The sequence below is a fragment of the Bradyrhizobium sp. 613_E4_N2_2 genome, assembly GCF_052075995.1.
Lineage (GTDB): Bacteria > Pseudomonadota > Alphaproteobacteria > Rhizobiales > Xanthobacteraceae > Bradyrhizobium > Bradyrhizobium barranii.
Map to the genome: position 1 here is coordinate 402,999 of NZ_CP197234.1, position 15,670 is coordinate 418,668.

Below are 15,670 nucleotides of genomic sequence, written 5' to 3' on the forward strand. Positions count from 1 at the left end.
ACCATGAAGGGACCAGACCCGATCGCTCCAGCTCTCTCGCTCAGCGCGTTCCTGCGCGCGCTCCGGGAGCGCCAGTCTCCGGCAGAATTCGGCCTCGCCGCCGGAGCACGGCGGCGCACGCCCGGCCTCCGGCGCGAGGAGGTCGCTCAGCTCTGCGGATTGAGCGTCACCTGGTACACGTGGATCGAGCAGGGTCGCGATGTCTCCGTCTCGGCTTCGACACTTGCGCGCCTCGCACGCGGATTGCGCCTGTCACGAGCGGAGCGCAGCTATCTGTTCGAAGTTGGGGGCAAGCGCGATCCCGAGCGTCCCGGCCACAGGGATGATCCGCCAGAGGAGGTGCTGGCCTGCGTCGATGCGATCGATGGGCCGGCCTACATTCTCGATCGCACATGGGGCGCGCGTCGTTGGAATGCGAAAGCGTCCCGGTTGTTTGCCGGATGGCTCGATGCTGACGGCGAAAAAAATCTTCTGCGCTACATCTTCCTCAGGCCCGAGGCGCGAACACTGATCCTCGACTGGACCTCACGCGCGCAACGCGTCGTCGCAGAATTCCGCGCCGCTGTTACAGCCTATTCCGACGATCCGGACATTCGCCGGCTCGTCGAGGAACTGAGAGTTGGAAGCCCCGACTTCGAACGCTGCTGGGAGACGCAGGGGGTTCTGGCACGCGAAGGCGGCGAGCGTGCGTTCGATCATCCGACCATGGGACTGCTGCACTATCAGCAGGTTTCGCTGTCTCTCGCGGGCTGGTCCGACTATCGACTGACGATGCTTCTCGCTGCGCCAACCATACGCAACCGATGACGTCCTACTCCGCCTGAGCCTCAATCGCCGCCATATCGTCGTCCGAGAGGCCGAAATGGTGGCCGATCTCGTGGATCAGGACGTGGCGGACGATGTGGCCAAGGCTCTCGTCGTGCTCGGCCCAGTAATCCAGGATCGGCCGGCGGTAGAGCCAGACCATGTTGGGCAGCCGCGCCACGTCGCCCAGGCTCTGTTGGGGCAGGCCGACGCCCTGGAACAGGCCGAGCAGGTCGAACTCGCTCTCGCATTCCATCTCGTCCATCACTTCCTCGGTCGGGAAGTCGTCGACACGGAGGATCACGCCCTCACAGAGGCCGCGAAATTCCGCCGGCAGGCGCTCGAAGATGTCGTGCGCCGTCGCTTCCATCTCCGCCAGCGAGGGCGCTTTCAATTCCGTCCACATGGGCTTTTCTTAGCGCGGGTTCCGTGGCGATGCATCCGGCTTTATAGAAGGCTACGAAGAGTTGACGCCGCGCGCGAAAACGGGGAGCGTACGGCGCCTCAAGGGGATAGCTCAGGTGGGTGGTGGTGCGATGCGGGCGGGAACAGCAGTACTGGTTCTACTTTGCATGGGGTTATTTTCGCAATTTTGCGTTGGTGCGGAAGCCCAGACGGCCGGCGCCGGTGTCAGGCTGGCCCAGGCGGCCTCGCCAGACGACGTTCCTCCGCCGCGCAGGCGCCCGCCCGCCCGGCTGCGCGTCACGCCCTACTACGCTCCGGACGGCGTCTATCCGCGCTACTATCCGGGTCCCGATGCGGTCCGCGAGTGCAACGCCACCTATGTGCAGGAATATCGGCCGAGCGGCACGGTGATCGTGCCGCATATGAGCTGCTACTGGCGGCGGGGCTGACGCGCCTCAACGGCCGCGTGATGCCCGCATCTTGAGGGCGGAGTTCGTCATGACGAGATGGATTGCATTGGCCGTTGTCGCCGGGCTCGCAGCGGGTTTGCCTCGCGCTTCAACCGCGCAGAGTGTGACGAAGTCGGATGCCTCGGCCGGGACAGCGATTTTCGATGCGAGACGGCACGCAAGACACCATGACGTTGCGCGGCGCTCAGCGCCCCATGATCCGCATTATTACGCGCGGCCCGTCTACTACCGTCCCTATCCCTACGGCGTGCCGGCACCCTTCGTGTTCGGCTACGGGCCGTGGTGGTGACGCGCCGCGTTAGCCCGCCGGCGCAAATCCCCTGACCAGCAGCACGGTTGCCTGCGCGCCCGCCTTGCGATCGCGCGAGATCTCTTCGTAGTCCGGCGAATTCGAGAAGGCGAGGAACGCGGCCTCGTCGGGAAACGACATCATGACGAGCTTGTCGAACGGCCACGGGCCCTCGAGCACGCGCGGCTGCTCGTCGGCGGCGAGCAGCCGTCCATTGTACTTTCTGAACACGTCGAAGAACCGCGCCTGATAGCGGTCATAGGCCGCGCGGTCCGTCATCTTCAATTGCGCGATCGCGTAGACGGTCATCTTTCGAATTCCTTTTGTCGTGGCACGGCGCCTCGGCAGGAAGCTTGTTCATTCACAAGGCGTTCACGTCGCTGTCCCTAATTTAATCTTGGGAGCGACTGCAATTGAACAGCGATGCGAGCGACGCTGCGCCGCAATGCTGCCGTTCAGATTCAGGGAGAATTCCATGCTGCGGATCTTGGATGCTCGGACAAGCCCGATACGCTTGCTCGGGCTTGCGGCTGTTGCCACGCTGATGCTGTCGGCCGGGACTGCACAACGTGCCGAAGCGATGACTCCGATCAATCCGACGCCGTTGCCGGCGGCGAAGGCTGCAAGCGACGACATGATCACGCAGGTTCGCCACGGTGGCGGCGGTGGTGGACATGGTGGCGGCTTCCATGGCGGTGGCGGTTTTCGTGGTGGTGGTTTCCATGGTGGCGGAGGACATATCGGCGGTTTCCGCGGCGGTGGCTTTCACGGCGGCCATATCGGCGGCTTCCGCGCCGCGCCGGCCTTTCACGGTGGCGGCTATCGCTACGGCGGATTTCGCCACTATGGCGGTTTTCATCGCTACGGGATCTATCGCCCGCATTACGGCTATCGCCACTTCCACCGGCGCTATTATTACGGCGGCTACTATCCCTACTACAACTATCCGCGCCGCTGCCGGGTGATCTGGACCTATTACGGTCCGCGCCGCGTCTGCCGGTGGCATCGCTGGCACTATCCGTACCGCTATTGGTAATCGCGATCGAAATGAAAAGGGCGCCGCGACGGCGCCCCTTGTTCGTGTGGCCTAGAGCCAATCCTTCAGCTTCCACGACGCCGGCTTCCACCGCGTCAGGTTCTCGAGCTTCCACTGCTTGATCATCGCCGGCGGCCAGCGGCTGAGCTTCGAGGTCTCCTCGACCTCGGGCTTGGCGACGATGGGCAAGGGCGTTGCGCGTCGCCGGTGCTGGCGCGTCGCCTCGCCGATCAGATCGACATATTCAGGCTTGTTGGCCATGCGCTGTGTCCTCGCGAAACCGTCGCGAGGACGCAGTGTCGGCGATGCCGATTAACGGCCGTTTGCTGCTTTAGCTCAAATTGCAGGGAGCGGCTTACCGCCACTCCCTGACGTCGACGAAGTGACCCGCGATCGCGGCGGCTGCCGCCATCGCCGGCGACACCAGATGCGTGCGGCCCTTGAAACCCTGGCGGCCCTCGAAGTTGCGGTTCGAGGTCGAGGCACAGCGCTCTTCCGGAGCCAGCTTGTCCGGGTTCATCGCGAGGCACATCGAGCAGCCCGGCTCGCGCCATTCGAAGCCGGCCTTGATGAAGATCTTGTCCAGACCCTCAGCTTCGGCCTGCTCCTTCACGAGGCCGGAGCCCGGCACGACCATGGCGTTGACATGCGCTGAAACGGTCTTGCCTTCGGCAATCTTCGCCGCCGCGCGCAGATCCTCGATGCGGCCGTTGGTGCAGGAGCCGATGAAGATGCGGTCGAGCTTGATGTCGGTGATCTTGGTGCCCGCGGTCAGGCCCATGTATTTCAGCGCGCGGTGCTTGGAGAGACGCTTGGCCTCGTCCGCGATCTGATCCGGATCGGGCACGATGCCGGTCACCGAGATGACGTCCTCAGGCGAGGTGCCCCAGGTCACGATCGGGGGCAGCTTGGCAGCGTCGAGGCGCAGCTCGTGGTCGAAATGCGCGCCGTCGTCGGAGCGCAGCTTCTCCCAGTAGCGCATCGCCGCGTCCCAGTCCGCGCCCTTCGGCGCCTTCGGGCGGCCGCGTAGGAAGTCGAACGCCTTCTGGTCGGGCGCAACCAGGCCGGCGCGCGCGCCGCCCTCGATCGACATGTTGCAGACCGTCATGCGGCCTTCCATCGACAACGCGCGGATCGCATCGCCGGCGTATTCCAGCACGTAGCCGGTGCCGCCGGCAGTGCCGATCTCGCCGATGATGGCGAGGATGATGTCCTTGCCCGTCACGCCTTCAGGCAATTTGCCGTCGACGGTCACGCGCATGTTCTTCGCATTCTTCTGGATCAGCGTCTGCGTCGCCAGCACGTGCTCGACCTCGGAGGTGCCGATGCCGTGTGCGAGCGCGCCGAACGCGCCATGCGTCGAGGTGTGGCTGTCACCGCAGACGATGGTGGTGCCGGGCAGGGTAAAGCCCTGCTCGGGGCCGATGACGTGGACGACGCCCTGGCGCTTGTCGAACTCGTCGTAATATTCGATGCCGAATTGCTTGGCGTTCTCGGCCAGCGCCTTGATCTGCTCGATGCTCTCCGGATCGGGATTCGGCTTGGTGCGATCGGTGGTCGGCACGTTGTGGTCGACGACGGCGAGCGTCTTTTCCGGCGAGTGCACCTTGCGGCCGGTGGCGCGCAGACCCTCGAACGCCTGCGGCGAGGTCACTTCGTGCACCAGATGGCGGTCGATATAGAGCAGGCAGGTGCCGTCGTCGGCTTCGTGCACCAGATGGTCGTTCCAGATCTTGTCGTACAATGTGGTCGGCTTGGACATGAGCTTCAGCTCCAGGAATGTTGTGGTGCGGATATGCGCGGTCACGCGCGGGCAACAAAATCGTCAGCGCAGCTTTTAGGCTGCGCGCGTAAGCTCTGACGTTGCCGAGGTCGCGAAGCGTCCGAAGAACCGGCCAGGCAGCCGCGAGCGATCGTCGATGACGATGCGCGTGACGGGGGCGAGGCTGGTCTGATCTGGAAACATTCCAAGAATATATAGCAGGCCGAATTGGAAGCGCGAGTGCTTTGACGCGCACGGCTGACGCAACAAAAAAGCGCGGGGCTTTGCCCCGCGCTCTCTAGAACTCGTCTGTAAACGGAGCTTACTCGTTGACGGCCTTGGCGTGCTCAGTCTTCTCGACGATGCGGGCCGACTTGCCGCGAAGGTTGCGGAGGTAATAGAGCTTGGCACGACGCACCTTGCCGCGGCGCACCACCTTGATCGAGTCGATCATCGGGGAGAGCAGCGGGAACACGCGCTCGACACCCTCGCCATAGGAGATCTTGCGGACGGTGAAGCTCTCGTTGAGGCCGCCGCCGGAACGGCCGATGCAGACGCCTTCATAGGCCTGCACGCGGGTACGGTCGCCTTCGACGACCTTCACGTTGACGATCACGGTGTCACCGGGACCGAATTCCGGAATCTCCTTGCTGGCGGAGAGCTTGTCGAATTGCTCTTTTTCGAGCTGTTGGATCAGGTTCATGGGTAAGTCTCCATCGGCGCGCCCAGCCGCAGGACGGGGGCTGCGCGAAATTCGTTGATCCAGCTATTGCGGATGTGGCCGCTCCTATAAGGCAAGCCGGAGGGTTTGTCACCCGTCTGTCTTGTTTTTTGGCGTTTTTTGGCGTCTTGCCCGATTCGGGGCTTTGGCCGGGATTTGGGCCCACAAATCAGGCCGCCGGGCCGCGGTCAGGGCCTCGGATTGTGCCCGCCGCCAGGCTGCAACCTTGGCGTGGTCGCCGGAGGTCAGGGTCTCCGGGATCGGAGCCCCCTCGAACAGCTGCGGACGGGTGTATTGGGGGTATTCGAGGAGGCCCTCCGAAAAGCTTTCCTCGGTTCCCGAGGCCTCCTTGCCCATCACGCCGGGCAGCAGCCGGACGCAGGCGTCGATCAGGGCCAGCGCGGCGATTTCGCCCCCGGACAGCACGTAGTCGCCGATCGAGACCTCCTCCAGGCCCCGTCCGTCGATCACCCGCTGGTCCACCCCCTCGAACCGTCCGCAGACGATCAGGGGGCCTGAACCCTCGGCCAGCTCCATCACCCGGGCCTGGGTCAATGGCCGACCCCTCGGGCTCATCAGCAGCTTCGGCCGGTCCGGGCTGATCTCGACGGCATCGATCGCCGCCGCCAGAACATCGGCCCGCAGCACCATGCCCGGTCCGCCGCCGGCCGGGGTGTCATCGACGCTCCGATGCCGGTCGGTGGCGGAAGCCCGGATGTCCCGCGCCTCGAGCTCCCAGAGCCCGCCAGCAAGCGCCCGGCCGGCCAGGCTCACGCCGAGCGGTCCCGGAAACATCTCCGGAAACAGCGTCAGCACCGTCGCGCGCCAGGGTGAAGGGTTGGTCATCGGATCTCAGTTCTTGTCGTCCCGGGGCGCGCGAAGCGCGAGCCCGGGACCCATAACCACCGCACTTCGCTTTGCGATGATCGAGGCTACCAGCTTAGCCAAAAAACCACGGCCTGTGATTATGGGTCCCCGCCTTCGCGGGGACGACCCGTGGATTGGGCTTCCTCCTTATCCTCACCCTCGATCTCCTGCGGCAGCGCGATCACGACGCGGCCGCCTGTGAGATCGACTTCCGGCACCACCGCGTTTGTAAACGGCAGCAGCATCGTCGTGCCTTTGGGCGGAGCGATCTCGATGATGTCGCCGGCGCCGAAATTGTGGATCGCGAGCACGCGGCCGAGCGCGTCGCCGTCAGGGGTGACGGCGGCGAGCCCGATCAGGTCGGTGTGGTAATATTCGTCCGCATCGGTCGCGGGCAGCTTTTCGCGCGCGACGTAGAGCTCGATGCCGTTGAGGCGCTCGGCCTCATCGCGGGTCGTGACGCCCTTGAACGTCGCGACCAGATGATCCCTGGCCTCGCGCGCCTGCGCGACCTCGAACTGGCGCTTGCCGTCCTTGGACAGAAGCGGCCCGTAGCGTTTGATGGCAAAGGGATCTTCCGTGAAGGTCCACAGCTTGACCGCACCGCGCACACCATGGGCGGCGCCGATCCGCGCGACGCAGACCAGCGCCGACATGATCTGACCTTAACCCTTCGCGGCGGCTTCGGCCTGCGCCTTGCGCTCCTTGCGCGGCACGGCCTTCTCAGGGTTGTTGCGCGCTTCGCGCTTCTTGACGCCGGCGGCGTCGAGGAAACGCGCCACGCGGTCCGACGGCTGCGCGCCCTTGGCGACCCAGGCCTTCACCTTGTCCATGTCGAGCTTGAGGCGGGCCTCGTTGTCCTTCGGCAGCAGCGGGTTGAAATAGCCGAGACGCTCGATGAAGCGGCCATCACGGGGAAAGCGCGAATCGGCGACGACGACGTGATAGACGGGGCGCTTCTTGGTGCCTGCACGAGCGAGGCGGATAACGACGGACATCTGGTTCTCCTTCAAAGTACAGTTTGTTCGGTTGATTGGTATTCCGCGTCGCGCGAGATGCTTAGGATCCCTCGCGACGAATTCCTCATTTCTTCTTGCCCGGAAATCCGCCGAGGCCCGGCAGCGTCGGCTTGCCGCTCAGCCCGGTCAGTCCGGGAACGTTGGGCAGGCCGGTGCGCAGACCAGCGGGCAAATCCTTCGGCAGGCTGGGCAGACCTTGTCCGCCGCCTTGCATCTTCTCCTGCAACGCCTTCATCTCTTCCGGTGAGGGCGGCTTCATGCCGCCGCCAAAGCCCATCGCCTGCGCAATGCCGGCGAGCGGGCCGCGCTTGCCCGAGCCCATGGCCTTCATCACGTCGGCCATGTTCCGGTGCATCTTGAGCAGCTTGTTGACCTGCTCGACGCTCTGGCCGCTTCCTGCGGCGATGCGCTTCTTGCGGCTGGCCTTGAGCAGGTCGGGATGACGGCGCTCGTCGCGCGTCATGGAATCGATCACCGCGACCTGGCGCTTCAGGATCTTGTCGTCGATGCCGGCGGCCGCGATCTGGTTCTTCATCTTGGCGATGCCGGGCATCATGCCCATCAGCCCGCTGATGCCGCCCATGTTCGCCATCTGCAACAGCTGCTCGCGCATGTCGTTGAGGTCGAACTGACCCTTGCGCATGCGCTCGGCGGTGCGCGCGGCCTTCTCGGCGTCGATGTTGGCGGCGGCACGTTCGACCAGCGAGACCACGTCGCCCATGCCGAGGATGCGGCCGGCGATACGATCGGGGTGGAAATCTTCGAGCGCGTCGGTCTTTTCACCGGTGCCGATCAGCTTGATCGGCTTGCCGGTGACGGCGCGCATCGACAGCGCGGCGCCGCCGCGCCCGTCGCCGTCGACGCGGGTCAGCACGATGCCGGTGAGCCCGACGCGCTGATCGAAGGCGCGGGCAAGATTCACGGCGTCCTGGCCGGTGAGGCTGTCGGCGACCAGCAGCACTTCATGCGGATTGGCAGCGGCTTTGATCGCAGCCGCTTCCGCCATCATGTCCTCGTCGAGCGTGGTGCGGCCGGCGGTGTCGAGCAGCACGACATCGTAGCCGCCGAGCTTGCCGGCCTCCAGCGCGCGCTTCGCGATCTGAGCCGGCTGCTGGCCGGCGACGATCGGCAGCGTCGGAATGTCGAGATCGCGCCCGAGCACGGCCAGCTGCTCCATCGCCGCCGGGCGATAGATGTCGAGCGAAGCCATCAGCACCTTGCGCTTGTCGCGCTGGACCATGCGGCGGGCGAGCTTGGCGGTGGTGGTGGTCTTACCGGAGCCTTGCAGACCGACCATCATGATCGGCACCGGCGGCACGGAATTGACGTCGATGGTCTGGCTTTCGGCACCGAGCGTGTTGATCAGCTCGTCATGGACGATCTTGACCACCATCTGGCCGGGCGTGACCGACTTGACGACGGTGGCGCCGATCGCCTGCTCGCGGACGCGCTCGGTGAAGCTGCGCACCACCTCTAACGCGACGTCGGCCTCCAGCAGCGCGCGGCGCACCTCGCGCATCGCGGCGTCGACGTCCTTTTCGGTCAGCGCACCGCGCCCCGTCAAACGATCGAGAATGCCACCAAGCCGTTCCGACAGATTGTCGAACAATGCCGTTGTCCCTTGTCCTGCTCGCGCAGGGTTGCCGCGTTCACCATCGTCATGCCCCGGCTCGACCGGGGCATCCAGTACGCCGCGGCACCTCGGTTCAGCCGAGCTGCCTCTGGGATACTGGATCGCCCGATCAAGTCGGGCGATGACCACTTCCTAAGCAAGCGATCTTCCAAACACCTTTGCGCCCGAGGGCGCACAGCGCTGTCGGGCGTTGGCCTCTGGCCTCCAGGGCCAGTGGGCGGGTCGAAAAGAAAGCCTTTCCGAGAAAGTGGCGGGGTTAAACGCCGCTCACGCCCAAAAGTCAAGGAAAGTTAGGGTGCCGGGGTGCCTTTGCCAGGGCAAGGCCCTGAGAATACGGAACTTTTGGCGGCCGGTTCCTTTTGCCTGGGCTCCGCCCATATAGAAGATGATGACTTACCTCCGTTACCATCCCTGAAGCCCGCTTGTGCCGATCACCCGCCGCCGCGTTTTCGGACTGCTCGCCGGTGGTGCCGCGCTGGTCGGTGTTCCGCCCCTCTGGATGTCCCGCATGAAAACCTATGACGGCCCGGTCTCCGACCATTTTGACGGCCTGACGTTCTTCGATCCCGACGGGGCGCCGCCGAGATCGCTCGGCGAGGTGCTGCGGTGGCAATTAGGTGGCCGGGGGCAGCGCGCGGACTGGCCCGACTGGGTGCCCAACCCCCATGCCGACACGCCGCCGCAGCGCGTCGAGGGCGACAAGGTGCGGCTCTCCTTCGTCGGCCACGTCAGCTGGCTGGTCCAGGCCGGCGGCCTCAACATCCTCGTCGATCCCGTCTGGTCCTCGCGGGTCTCGCCCGTCAGCTTTGCCGGACCGAAGCGGCACAACGACCCCGGTATCGCGTTCGAGAAGCTGCCGAAGATCGACGTCGTGCTGGTCTCGCACGGTCATTACGATCATCTGGACATCGCGACGCTGTCGCGGCTTGCCAAGAACTTTGCGCCGCGCGTGGTGACGCCACTCGGCAACGACGTAACGATGCGCAGCGCCGACTCCTCCATCAAGGTGGAGGCCTTCGACTGGCACGATCGCGTCGAGCTCGGCGGCGGCATCGCCGTGACGCTGGTGCCGACCCGGCACTGGTCGGCGCGCGGCATGTTCGATCGCAACAAGGCACTGTGGGCGAGTTTCGTGCTGGAGACGCCGGCGGGGAAAATCTACGTGGTCTGCGATTCCGGCTATGGCGACGGCGGGCACTTCCGCCGCGTCGCAGAGAAGCACGGGCCGCTGCGTCTGGCGATCCTCCCGATCGGCGCCTACGAACCGCGCTGGTTCATGCGCGACCAGCACATGAATCCGGAAGACGCCGTGAAAGCGCTGGCCGATTGCGGCGCGCAAGCCGCGCTCGGGCATCATCACGGCACGTTCCAGCTGACCGATGAAGCGATCGACGCGCCGGCCAAGGCACTGGTCGAAGCGTTGGATGCCGCGAAGCTTCCGCAGGAACGGTTCGTGGCGATGCAGCCGGGACAGGTGGTGGAGATCTAAATCCATCCACGTACACAACTTGCCCCGGACGCAGCGCAGCGTCTCTTCGACGGTGCGCTGCAGAGCCGGGGCCCATGCAGCAGCACGTGCCGTTGGCTTTCTGGGTCCCGGCCCTGCGCAGCGGCGTTTCACGCTGCAGCGCGTCCGGGACAAGAGACTTATTTGCCTTCAGGGCGAATAATCGCCCAGCTCACATTCACCGTCACCGACAGCGTTTCCTCGCCCGGCGCGACTGCCGCGGGCGCCGCCATCGGCGCTGTTGCCATTCTTGCCTTGAACAGCGGCACCGGAGCGCCGCCCTCGGATACGCTGAGCGGCGCGCCGAGCGTGACGCCGGTGGCCTTGGCGTAGATCTCGGCCTTGCGGCGGGCGTCCACGACCGCCTGTTCGCGGGCGTCGTCGAGCAGTTTTGAGGCCTGCGTCACCTCGAACGAGATGTTGCCGATGTCGTTGGCGCCGGCGCCGACCAGCGTGTCGATGATGCCAGCGACCTTGGTCACGTCGCGGATCTTCACGGTAACGCGGTTAGAGGCGCGGAAGCCGACCACGGGCGAAGCGCCGGTGGATTTGTTCTGGCCGTACTGCGGCTGCAAGGACAGGCGCGAGGTCTGATAGTCCTTCTCGGCGATGCCGGCGCCCTTCAGCGCCAGCAGTACCTTGCCCATCGCGGCGTTGTTGGCGTCGGAGGCTTCCTTCGCCGACTTGGCGTCGTTGGCGACGCCGGCGTCGATCTGCGCGAGATCGGGCGCCGCGGAGATCGTGGCTTCGCCGCTCACCGAGATCGCGGAGGGAAAATCGTCCGCGCGTGCGGGCGTCGCCAGCAGCGTGGCGGCGACAGCGGCGGCAATAGACGTAAAAAGGACGGCAGGCTTCTTCATCTCTCTCACTTCAATGGCACGAACACGTTGATCACGAGCTTGTCCTCGGCCGTCTTCAGGGGATCGGTGAGGTACTCCTCGATAAAGGTGTCCTTGGCTTCCAGCTTCTTGTCGTCGAGGTGATTGGTGATCGCCTCATAGGTGTTGTCCATGTTGTCGTAGGAGCCGCGATGGACGAATTTCAACGCCTTGCCTTCCGGCGATTTGCCGATGCTCATGTCCTTGGGCAGGTTCTTCGGGTCCTGCTCGACCGGGATCTCGGCCAGGAAGGTGAAGCCGGTGTCGTCGGTCGAGGTGTAGACGATCATCGAATTGCCGGCGGGCTTGATGCCCTGCTTGTCCAGCAGCGTGTTCAGCGCCTTGAAAGCGTCGATCAGCGTGTCGAAGGCCGAATCCCAATTGGCAGTGCCCTTGACCATCACGACCTTCTTCGGCTCGAGCGTGGTCTCCAGGCCAAAGGGATCGGCGGTCTGCACCGGGGCAGGCGTCGCGGCCGCAGCGGGCGGTGGGGCCGCCGGAGCGGGTGAGGGCGAAGCGCTGGCCGCAGGCGATGGCGCCGGAGAGGGCGCCGCCGCGGGCGCCGGTGCGGCACTTGCGGCCGGGGAGGGCGAGGCCGACGGAGCCGGCGAGGGGCTGGCCGACGCGGCGGGCGCCGGGCTCGGGGTCTGCGCCAGAGCGCCGGGCACGCCAAACGACATGGTCGCTGCCGGGATCAGCGCGAGCAGTGCGAGGCGACAAAAACGATTCATTCTATTCTCCCCAAGGGCTTATGCGCCAAGGCCTTACGTCCCCAAGGCCTTGAGCCGGCCGCGCGTCCCGGATTGCGCGAACCGTGCCGTTCTAACACGCGAGTGCCGAATTCGTCCCATGACAGATGCGTCATGGCCATGGCGGCAAATCACTGGCCAAGCCGCCAAGGATCGCCATATAAGGCAGGCGAAATTCGGGACATTTCATGAGCGCTCTGGCCAACCACGCATTTGCCAAGATGAACGGCATCGGCAACGAGATCGTCGTTGTCGACATGCGTGATTCCGCCGCGCCGGTGACGCCGGACGACGCCCGCGCGGTCGCGTCCGCGCCGGGCGGCGTGCCTTACGACCAGCTCATGGTGCTCCGGAAGCCGCGGTTCGACGGGACCGAGGCCTTCATCAGCATCTACAACAATGACGGCTCCGAGGCCGGCGCCTGCGGCAACGGCATGCGTTGCGTGGTGCGGCGGATCTTCGAGAAGACCGGGCAGACCACGGCAACGTTCGAGACCGCCGCAGGCCTGCTCAATTGCTGGCAGGGCCCGGCGCCCGATCTCTACACCGTCGATATGGGCGCGCCAAAGTTCGGCTGGCAGGAGATTCCGCTGGCGGAAGAGTTTCGCGACACCCGCTACATCGAATTGCAGATCGGGCCGATCGACAATCCGATCCTGCATTCGCCTTCAGTGGTGAGCATGGGCAATCCGCATGCGATCTTCTGGGTCGAGGACGTCAACGCCTACGATCTCGAGCGTTTTGGTCCGCTGCTGGAAAATCATCCGATCTTCCCCGAACGTGCCAACATCACGCTCGCCCATATCGTCGATCCCCAGCACATCACGATCCGCACCTGGGAGCGTGGCGCGGGCCTGACCAGAGCTTGCGGTTCGGCGGCCTGCGCGACCGCGGTCGCTGCCGCGCGGCTGAAGCGCACCGAGCGCAATGTCGAGATCACGCTGCCCGGCGGCAAGCTCGGGATCGAATGGCGTGAAAGCGACGACCACGTGCTGATGACGGGCCCCGCGACCTTCGAATATGAGGGCTCCTTCGATCCGGCGCTGTTCGCGCCGGTCGGCTGATGGCCGTCGACGTCGTCACCTTCGGCTGCCGCCTCAACGCCTTCGAGGCCGAATTGATCCGCCGCGAGGCTGAAGGCGCTGGCCTTTCCGATACCATCGTCATCAACAGCTGCGCCGTCACCAACGAAGCGGTGGCGCAGGCGCGCCAGTCGATCCGTAAATTGAAGCGCGAACGACCGGGCGCGCGCATCGTCGTCACCGGCTGTGCGGCGCAGACGCAGAGCCGGATGTTCGCAGACATGGCCGAGGTCGATCGCGTCCTCGGCAATGACGACAAGATGCGCAGCGAAGCCTGGCGCGATGCGCGTGCCGCGTTCGATCTCGGTGCGAGCGAAAAGATCGCCGTCAGCGACATCATGGCGGTGAAGCAGATGGCGCCGCATCTGATCGGCGGCTTTGCGAGCGGCCTGCCGCGCGTGTTCGTCCAGGTGCAGAACGGCTGCGACCATCGCTGTACGTTCTGCATCATCCCCTACGGCCGCGGCAATTCACGCTCGGTGCCGATGGGCGCGGTGGTCGATCAGGTGCGGGCGCTTGTTGCGCGCGGCCATGCCGAGATCGTGCTGACCGGTGTGGACCTCACCAGCTATGGCGCCGACCTGCCGGGTGCACCAAGACTCGGCATGCTGACCAAGCAGATCTTGCGGCATGTGCCGGAGCTGAAGCGCCTGCGCATCTCCTCGATCGATTCGATCGAGGCCGATGCCGATCTGCTGGATGCCATAGGCGACGATGCGCGCCTGATGCCGCATCTGCACCTGTCGCTGCAATCCGGCGACGACATGATTTTGAAGCGCATGAAACGGCGGCATTCGCGCAACGATGCGATCGCGTTCTGCGACGAGGTTCGCCGCCTGCGTCCGGATATCGCCTTCGGCGCCGACATCATCGCGGGCTTTCCGACCGAGACCGAGGAGATGTTTTCGCGCTCGCTGGATCTCGTGGAGGAGTGCGGTCTGACGTTCCTGCACGTCTTCCCGTATTCGCCACGCCCCGGCACGCCGGCCGCGCGGATGCCGCAGGTCGCAGGTGGTGCGATCAAGGAGCGTGCGAAGCGGCTGCGTACGGCGGGCGAAGCGGCATTACGACGGCGGCTGCAAGAGGAAGTGGGTACGACGCGCGATGTGCTGATCGAGAGCGGCAGCCAGGGCCGCACGGAGCACTATCTGCCGGTGGCGATCGCGGGTGAACGTATTGGCCGTGTGGTGCCGCTGATGATTGCCGGCAGCGATGGCGAGAGGTTGACCACGTAAGCAGTGCTTGCTTCCTTCTCCCCTTGTGGGAGAAGGTGGCGCGAAGCGCCGGATGAGGGGTTGCGTCCGCAAGCGCGGAGTTGAGTTTGCGGAGAGAGACCCCTCACCCGCCTCGCTTCGCGATGCACCCTCTCCCACAAGGGGCCTGTTGCGTTATCGGCTCTTGAGGCTGAAGACGTCAGGAGCGAGTGCCCTGGTCCCGGCAATTGCCTGGCAAGATCTGTAGTTGTCGCCCTGAGCGGGCAGCTCACGCGGCGATCGTGGCCCACCGCCTCATGTTGAAGGCGATCGAGGCGAGCAGGACTTGCCCGGTCGCCTTGATCAGACCGACGTAGCGGATGCAGGTCAGCCGCATGCGGCGTTTGAGAGTAGCGAAGGTGGTCTCGACCTGGGCTCGTCGACGCGCGATGAGGAGGTTGTAGCGTTTGAGCCTGGGCGGCAGTTCCGGGTGATGTCTGTTGGGCCGACGAGCGATGCGGGGCTTCTTGCCTTCCGCCTTCAGCCGGGCCCGTCGGGCATGGGTGTCGTAAGCCGCATCGGCCCAGACCACGGCTTCATCGCCGCGGATCAAAGCGTCCGCCGGTGTCGTATCGTTGACGTTAGCGGGTGTGGTCAACACCGCGCGGATCAAGCCGGATCCTTCGTCGACACCGACATGGGCCTTGTAGCCGAAGGTCGAGCCGCTTTTGCCCTGCCGTTTGGCAAACCGGGCATCAGGATCGTTTGAGGGGCGATCCTCCTTGGGCGGAGCCGAGACTGCCTGGATCAAGGTCGCATCCAGCATCGTGCCGCGCTTGAGGATCACGCCGGCATTCTCAAGCTGACGATCCAGTTCGCCAAACAGCTTCTCCAGCAGGCCTTGTTCAACGAGCTGGTTCCGGAAGCGGTTCAGGACCGTGTGGTCGGGCGTCGCATCCTCAAGGCTCAAACCGACGAAGCGCTTGAACGACAACCGGTCGCCCAGCGCTTCCTCGAGTTCGCGCTCCGAAAGACCATACAGCGACTGCAACAGCACAGCACGAAACAGCACCAGCACCGGATAGCCTGGTCGACCGGGCCCCCCTTCATCCCGCAAATGGCCGATCAGCTTCTCGAACCGGTACCACTTGACCAGGCCAGCCAGCCGATCCAGCGCCGCATTGGCGCCGGCTCCCTTCGGCATCAGCGCTTCCACAAAGCTCGGCTGTCCCGTCCGCTTGACCGCCATCGCTAC

19 protein-coding genes are annotated in these 15,670 nt (G+C 65.0%); 7 read left to right on the forward strand and 12 right to left on the reverse strand.

Features of this window, described 5'->3' with window-relative positions; translation table 11 throughout:
* Positions 1-3 precede the first annotated feature (3 nt).
* The gene (locus AB7290_RS01880) at positions 4-807 is read left to right on the forward strand and encodes a helix-turn-helix transcriptional regulator (protein ID WP_085402930.1); all 804 of its coding nucleotides are present in this window, start codon (positions 4-6) and stop codon (positions 805-807) included.
* A gap of 4 nt (positions 808-811) precedes the next feature.
* Here AB7290_RS01880 and AB7290_RS01885 read toward each other — a convergent pair whose 3' ends face one another.
* Positions 812-1,210, reverse strand: coding sequence for a metallopeptidase family protein (locus tag AB7290_RS01885; protein WP_071908668.1), 399 nt, complete (start codon positions 1,208-1,210; stop codon positions 812-814).
* A 166-nt stretch (positions 1,211-1,376) separates the two neighbouring features.
* Here AB7290_RS01885 and AB7290_RS01890 point away from each other — a divergent pair, with 166 nt between their 5' ends.
* Positions 1,377-1,658 carry a hypothetical protein gene (locus AB7290_RS01890; protein WP_063980388.1) on the forward strand — a complete coding sequence of 94 codons (282 nt, stop codon included), beginning with the start codon at positions 1,377-1,379 and terminating at the stop codon, positions 1,656-1,658.
* Positions 1,659-1,707: 49 nt separating this feature from the next.
* A complete protein-coding gene (locus tag AB7290_RS01895) occupies positions 1,708-1,968 on the forward strand; it encodes a hypothetical protein (protein WP_085402929.1) in 261 nt (86 codons plus the stop codon).
* A gap of 9 nt (positions 1,969-1,977) precedes the next feature.
* On the opposite strand, the gene AB7290_RS01900 is transcribed toward AB7290_RS01895, so the two are convergent.
* Positions 1,978-2,277: a DUF1330 domain-containing protein gene (locus AB7290_RS01900; RefSeq protein ID WP_085402927.1), complete on the reverse strand. Its 300-nt coding sequence runs from the start codon at positions 2,275-2,277 to the stop codon at positions 1,978-1,980.
* A gap of 166 nt (positions 2,278-2,443) precedes the next feature.
* On the opposite strand from AB7290_RS01900, the gene AB7290_RS01905 reads away from it, so the two are divergent.
* The gene (locus tag AB7290_RS01905) at positions 2,444-3,004 is read left to right on the forward strand and encodes a hypothetical protein (RefSeq protein ID WP_085403093.1); all 561 of its coding nucleotides are present in this window, start codon (positions 2,444-2,446) and stop codon (positions 3,002-3,004) included.
* Positions 3,005-3,055: 51 nt separating this feature from the next.
* Here the strand turns inward: AB7290_RS01905 and AB7290_RS01910 are convergent, their stop codons facing one another.
* The 7 genes from AB7290_RS01910 to ffh form a co-directional block, all read right to left on the reverse strand.
* Positions 3,056-3,265 (reverse strand): hypothetical protein, encoded by a 210-nt coding sequence (locus AB7290_RS01910; RefSeq protein WP_063980389.1) that lies wholly within the window; start codon positions 3,263-3,265, stop codon positions 3,056-3,058.
* 94 nt (positions 3,266-3,359) lie between these two features.
* Complete coding sequence (gene leuC, locus AB7290_RS01915; protein ID WP_441253348.1) at positions 3,360-4,766, reverse strand: 3-isopropylmalate dehydratase large subunit; 1,407 nt, start codon at positions 4,764-4,766, stop codon at positions 3,360-3,362.
* A 322-nt stretch (positions 4,767-5,088) separates the two neighbouring features.
* A complete protein-coding gene (gene rplS, locus AB7290_RS01920; protein ID WP_063980390.1) occupies positions 5,089-5,469 on the reverse strand; it encodes a 50S ribosomal protein L19 in 381 nt (126 codons plus the stop codon).
* A gap of 108 nt (positions 5,470-5,577) precedes the next feature.
* Positions 5,578-6,333, reverse strand: a complete 756-nt coding sequence (gene trmD / locus AB7290_RS01925) for a tRNA (guanosine(37)-N1)-methyltransferase TrmD (RefSeq protein WP_085402925.1) — start codon at positions 6,331-6,333, stop codon at positions 5,578-5,580.
* 119 nt (positions 6,334-6,452) lie between these two features.
* A complete protein-coding gene (rimM, locus tag AB7290_RS01930; RefSeq protein WP_085402923.1) occupies positions 6,453-7,010 on the reverse strand; it encodes a ribosome maturation factor RimM in 558 nt (185 codons plus the stop codon).
* A 9-nt stretch (positions 7,011-7,019) separates the two neighbouring features.
* A complete protein-coding gene (gene rpsP, locus AB7290_RS01935; RefSeq protein WP_063980395.1) occupies positions 7,020-7,352 on the reverse strand; it encodes a 30S ribosomal protein S16 in 333 nt (110 codons plus the stop codon).
* An 85-nt stretch (positions 7,353-7,437) separates the two neighbouring features.
* Positions 7,438-8,982 carry a signal recognition particle protein gene (gene ffh, locus AB7290_RS01940; RefSeq protein ID WP_063980396.1) on the reverse strand — a complete coding sequence of 515 codons (1,545 nt, stop codon included), beginning with the start codon at positions 8,980-8,982 and terminating at the stop codon, positions 7,438-7,440.
* Positions 8,983-9,430: 448 nt separating this feature from the next.
* On the opposite strand from ffh, the gene AB7290_RS01945 reads away from it, so the two are divergent.
* Positions 9,431-10,495 (forward strand): MBL fold metallo-hydrolase, encoded by a 1,065-nt coding sequence (locus AB7290_RS01945; RefSeq protein WP_071908661.1) that lies wholly within the window; start codon positions 9,431-9,433, stop codon positions 10,493-10,495.
* Positions 10,496-10,653: 158 nt separating this feature from the next.
* On the opposite strand, the gene AB7290_RS01950 is transcribed toward AB7290_RS01945, so the two are convergent.
* Both AB7290_RS01950 and AB7290_RS01955 read right to left on the reverse strand, forming a co-directional pair.
* Positions 10,654-11,373 (reverse strand): SIMPL domain-containing protein, encoded by a 720-nt coding sequence (locus AB7290_RS01950; protein WP_071908660.1) that lies wholly within the window; start codon positions 11,371-11,373, stop codon positions 10,654-10,656.
* Positions 11,374-11,378: 5 nt separating this feature from the next.
* Positions 11,379-12,122 (reverse strand): GyrI-like domain-containing protein, encoded by a 744-nt coding sequence (locus tag AB7290_RS01955; RefSeq protein WP_071908659.1) that lies wholly within the window; start codon positions 12,120-12,122, stop codon positions 11,379-11,381.
* Positions 12,123-12,328: 206 nt separating this feature from the next.
* Here AB7290_RS01955 and dapF point away from each other — a divergent pair, with 206 nt between their 5' ends.
* Complete coding sequence (gene dapF / locus AB7290_RS01960) at positions 12,329-13,204, forward strand: diaminopimelate epimerase (RefSeq protein WP_071908658.1); 876 nt, start codon at positions 12,329-12,331, stop codon at positions 13,202-13,204.
* Positions 13,204-14,457: a tRNA (N(6)-L-threonylcarbamoyladenosine(37)-C(2))-methylthiotransferase MtaB gene (gene mtaB / locus AB7290_RS01965; RefSeq protein WP_085402919.1), complete on the forward strand. Its 1,254-nt coding sequence runs from the start codon at positions 13,204-13,206 to the stop codon at positions 14,455-14,457. Before dapF ends, mtaB begins: the two co-directional genes overlap by 1 nt.
* A 247-nt stretch (positions 14,458-14,704) precedes the next feature.
* Here the strand turns inward: mtaB and AB7290_RS01970 are convergent, their stop codons facing one another.
* Positions 14,705-15,664: an IS5 family transposase gene (locus AB7290_RS01970; RefSeq protein ID WP_085398127.1), complete on the reverse strand. Its 960-nt coding sequence runs from the start codon at positions 15,662-15,664 to the stop codon at positions 14,705-14,707.
* Between the last annotated feature and the right edge of the window lie 6 nt (positions 15,665-15,670).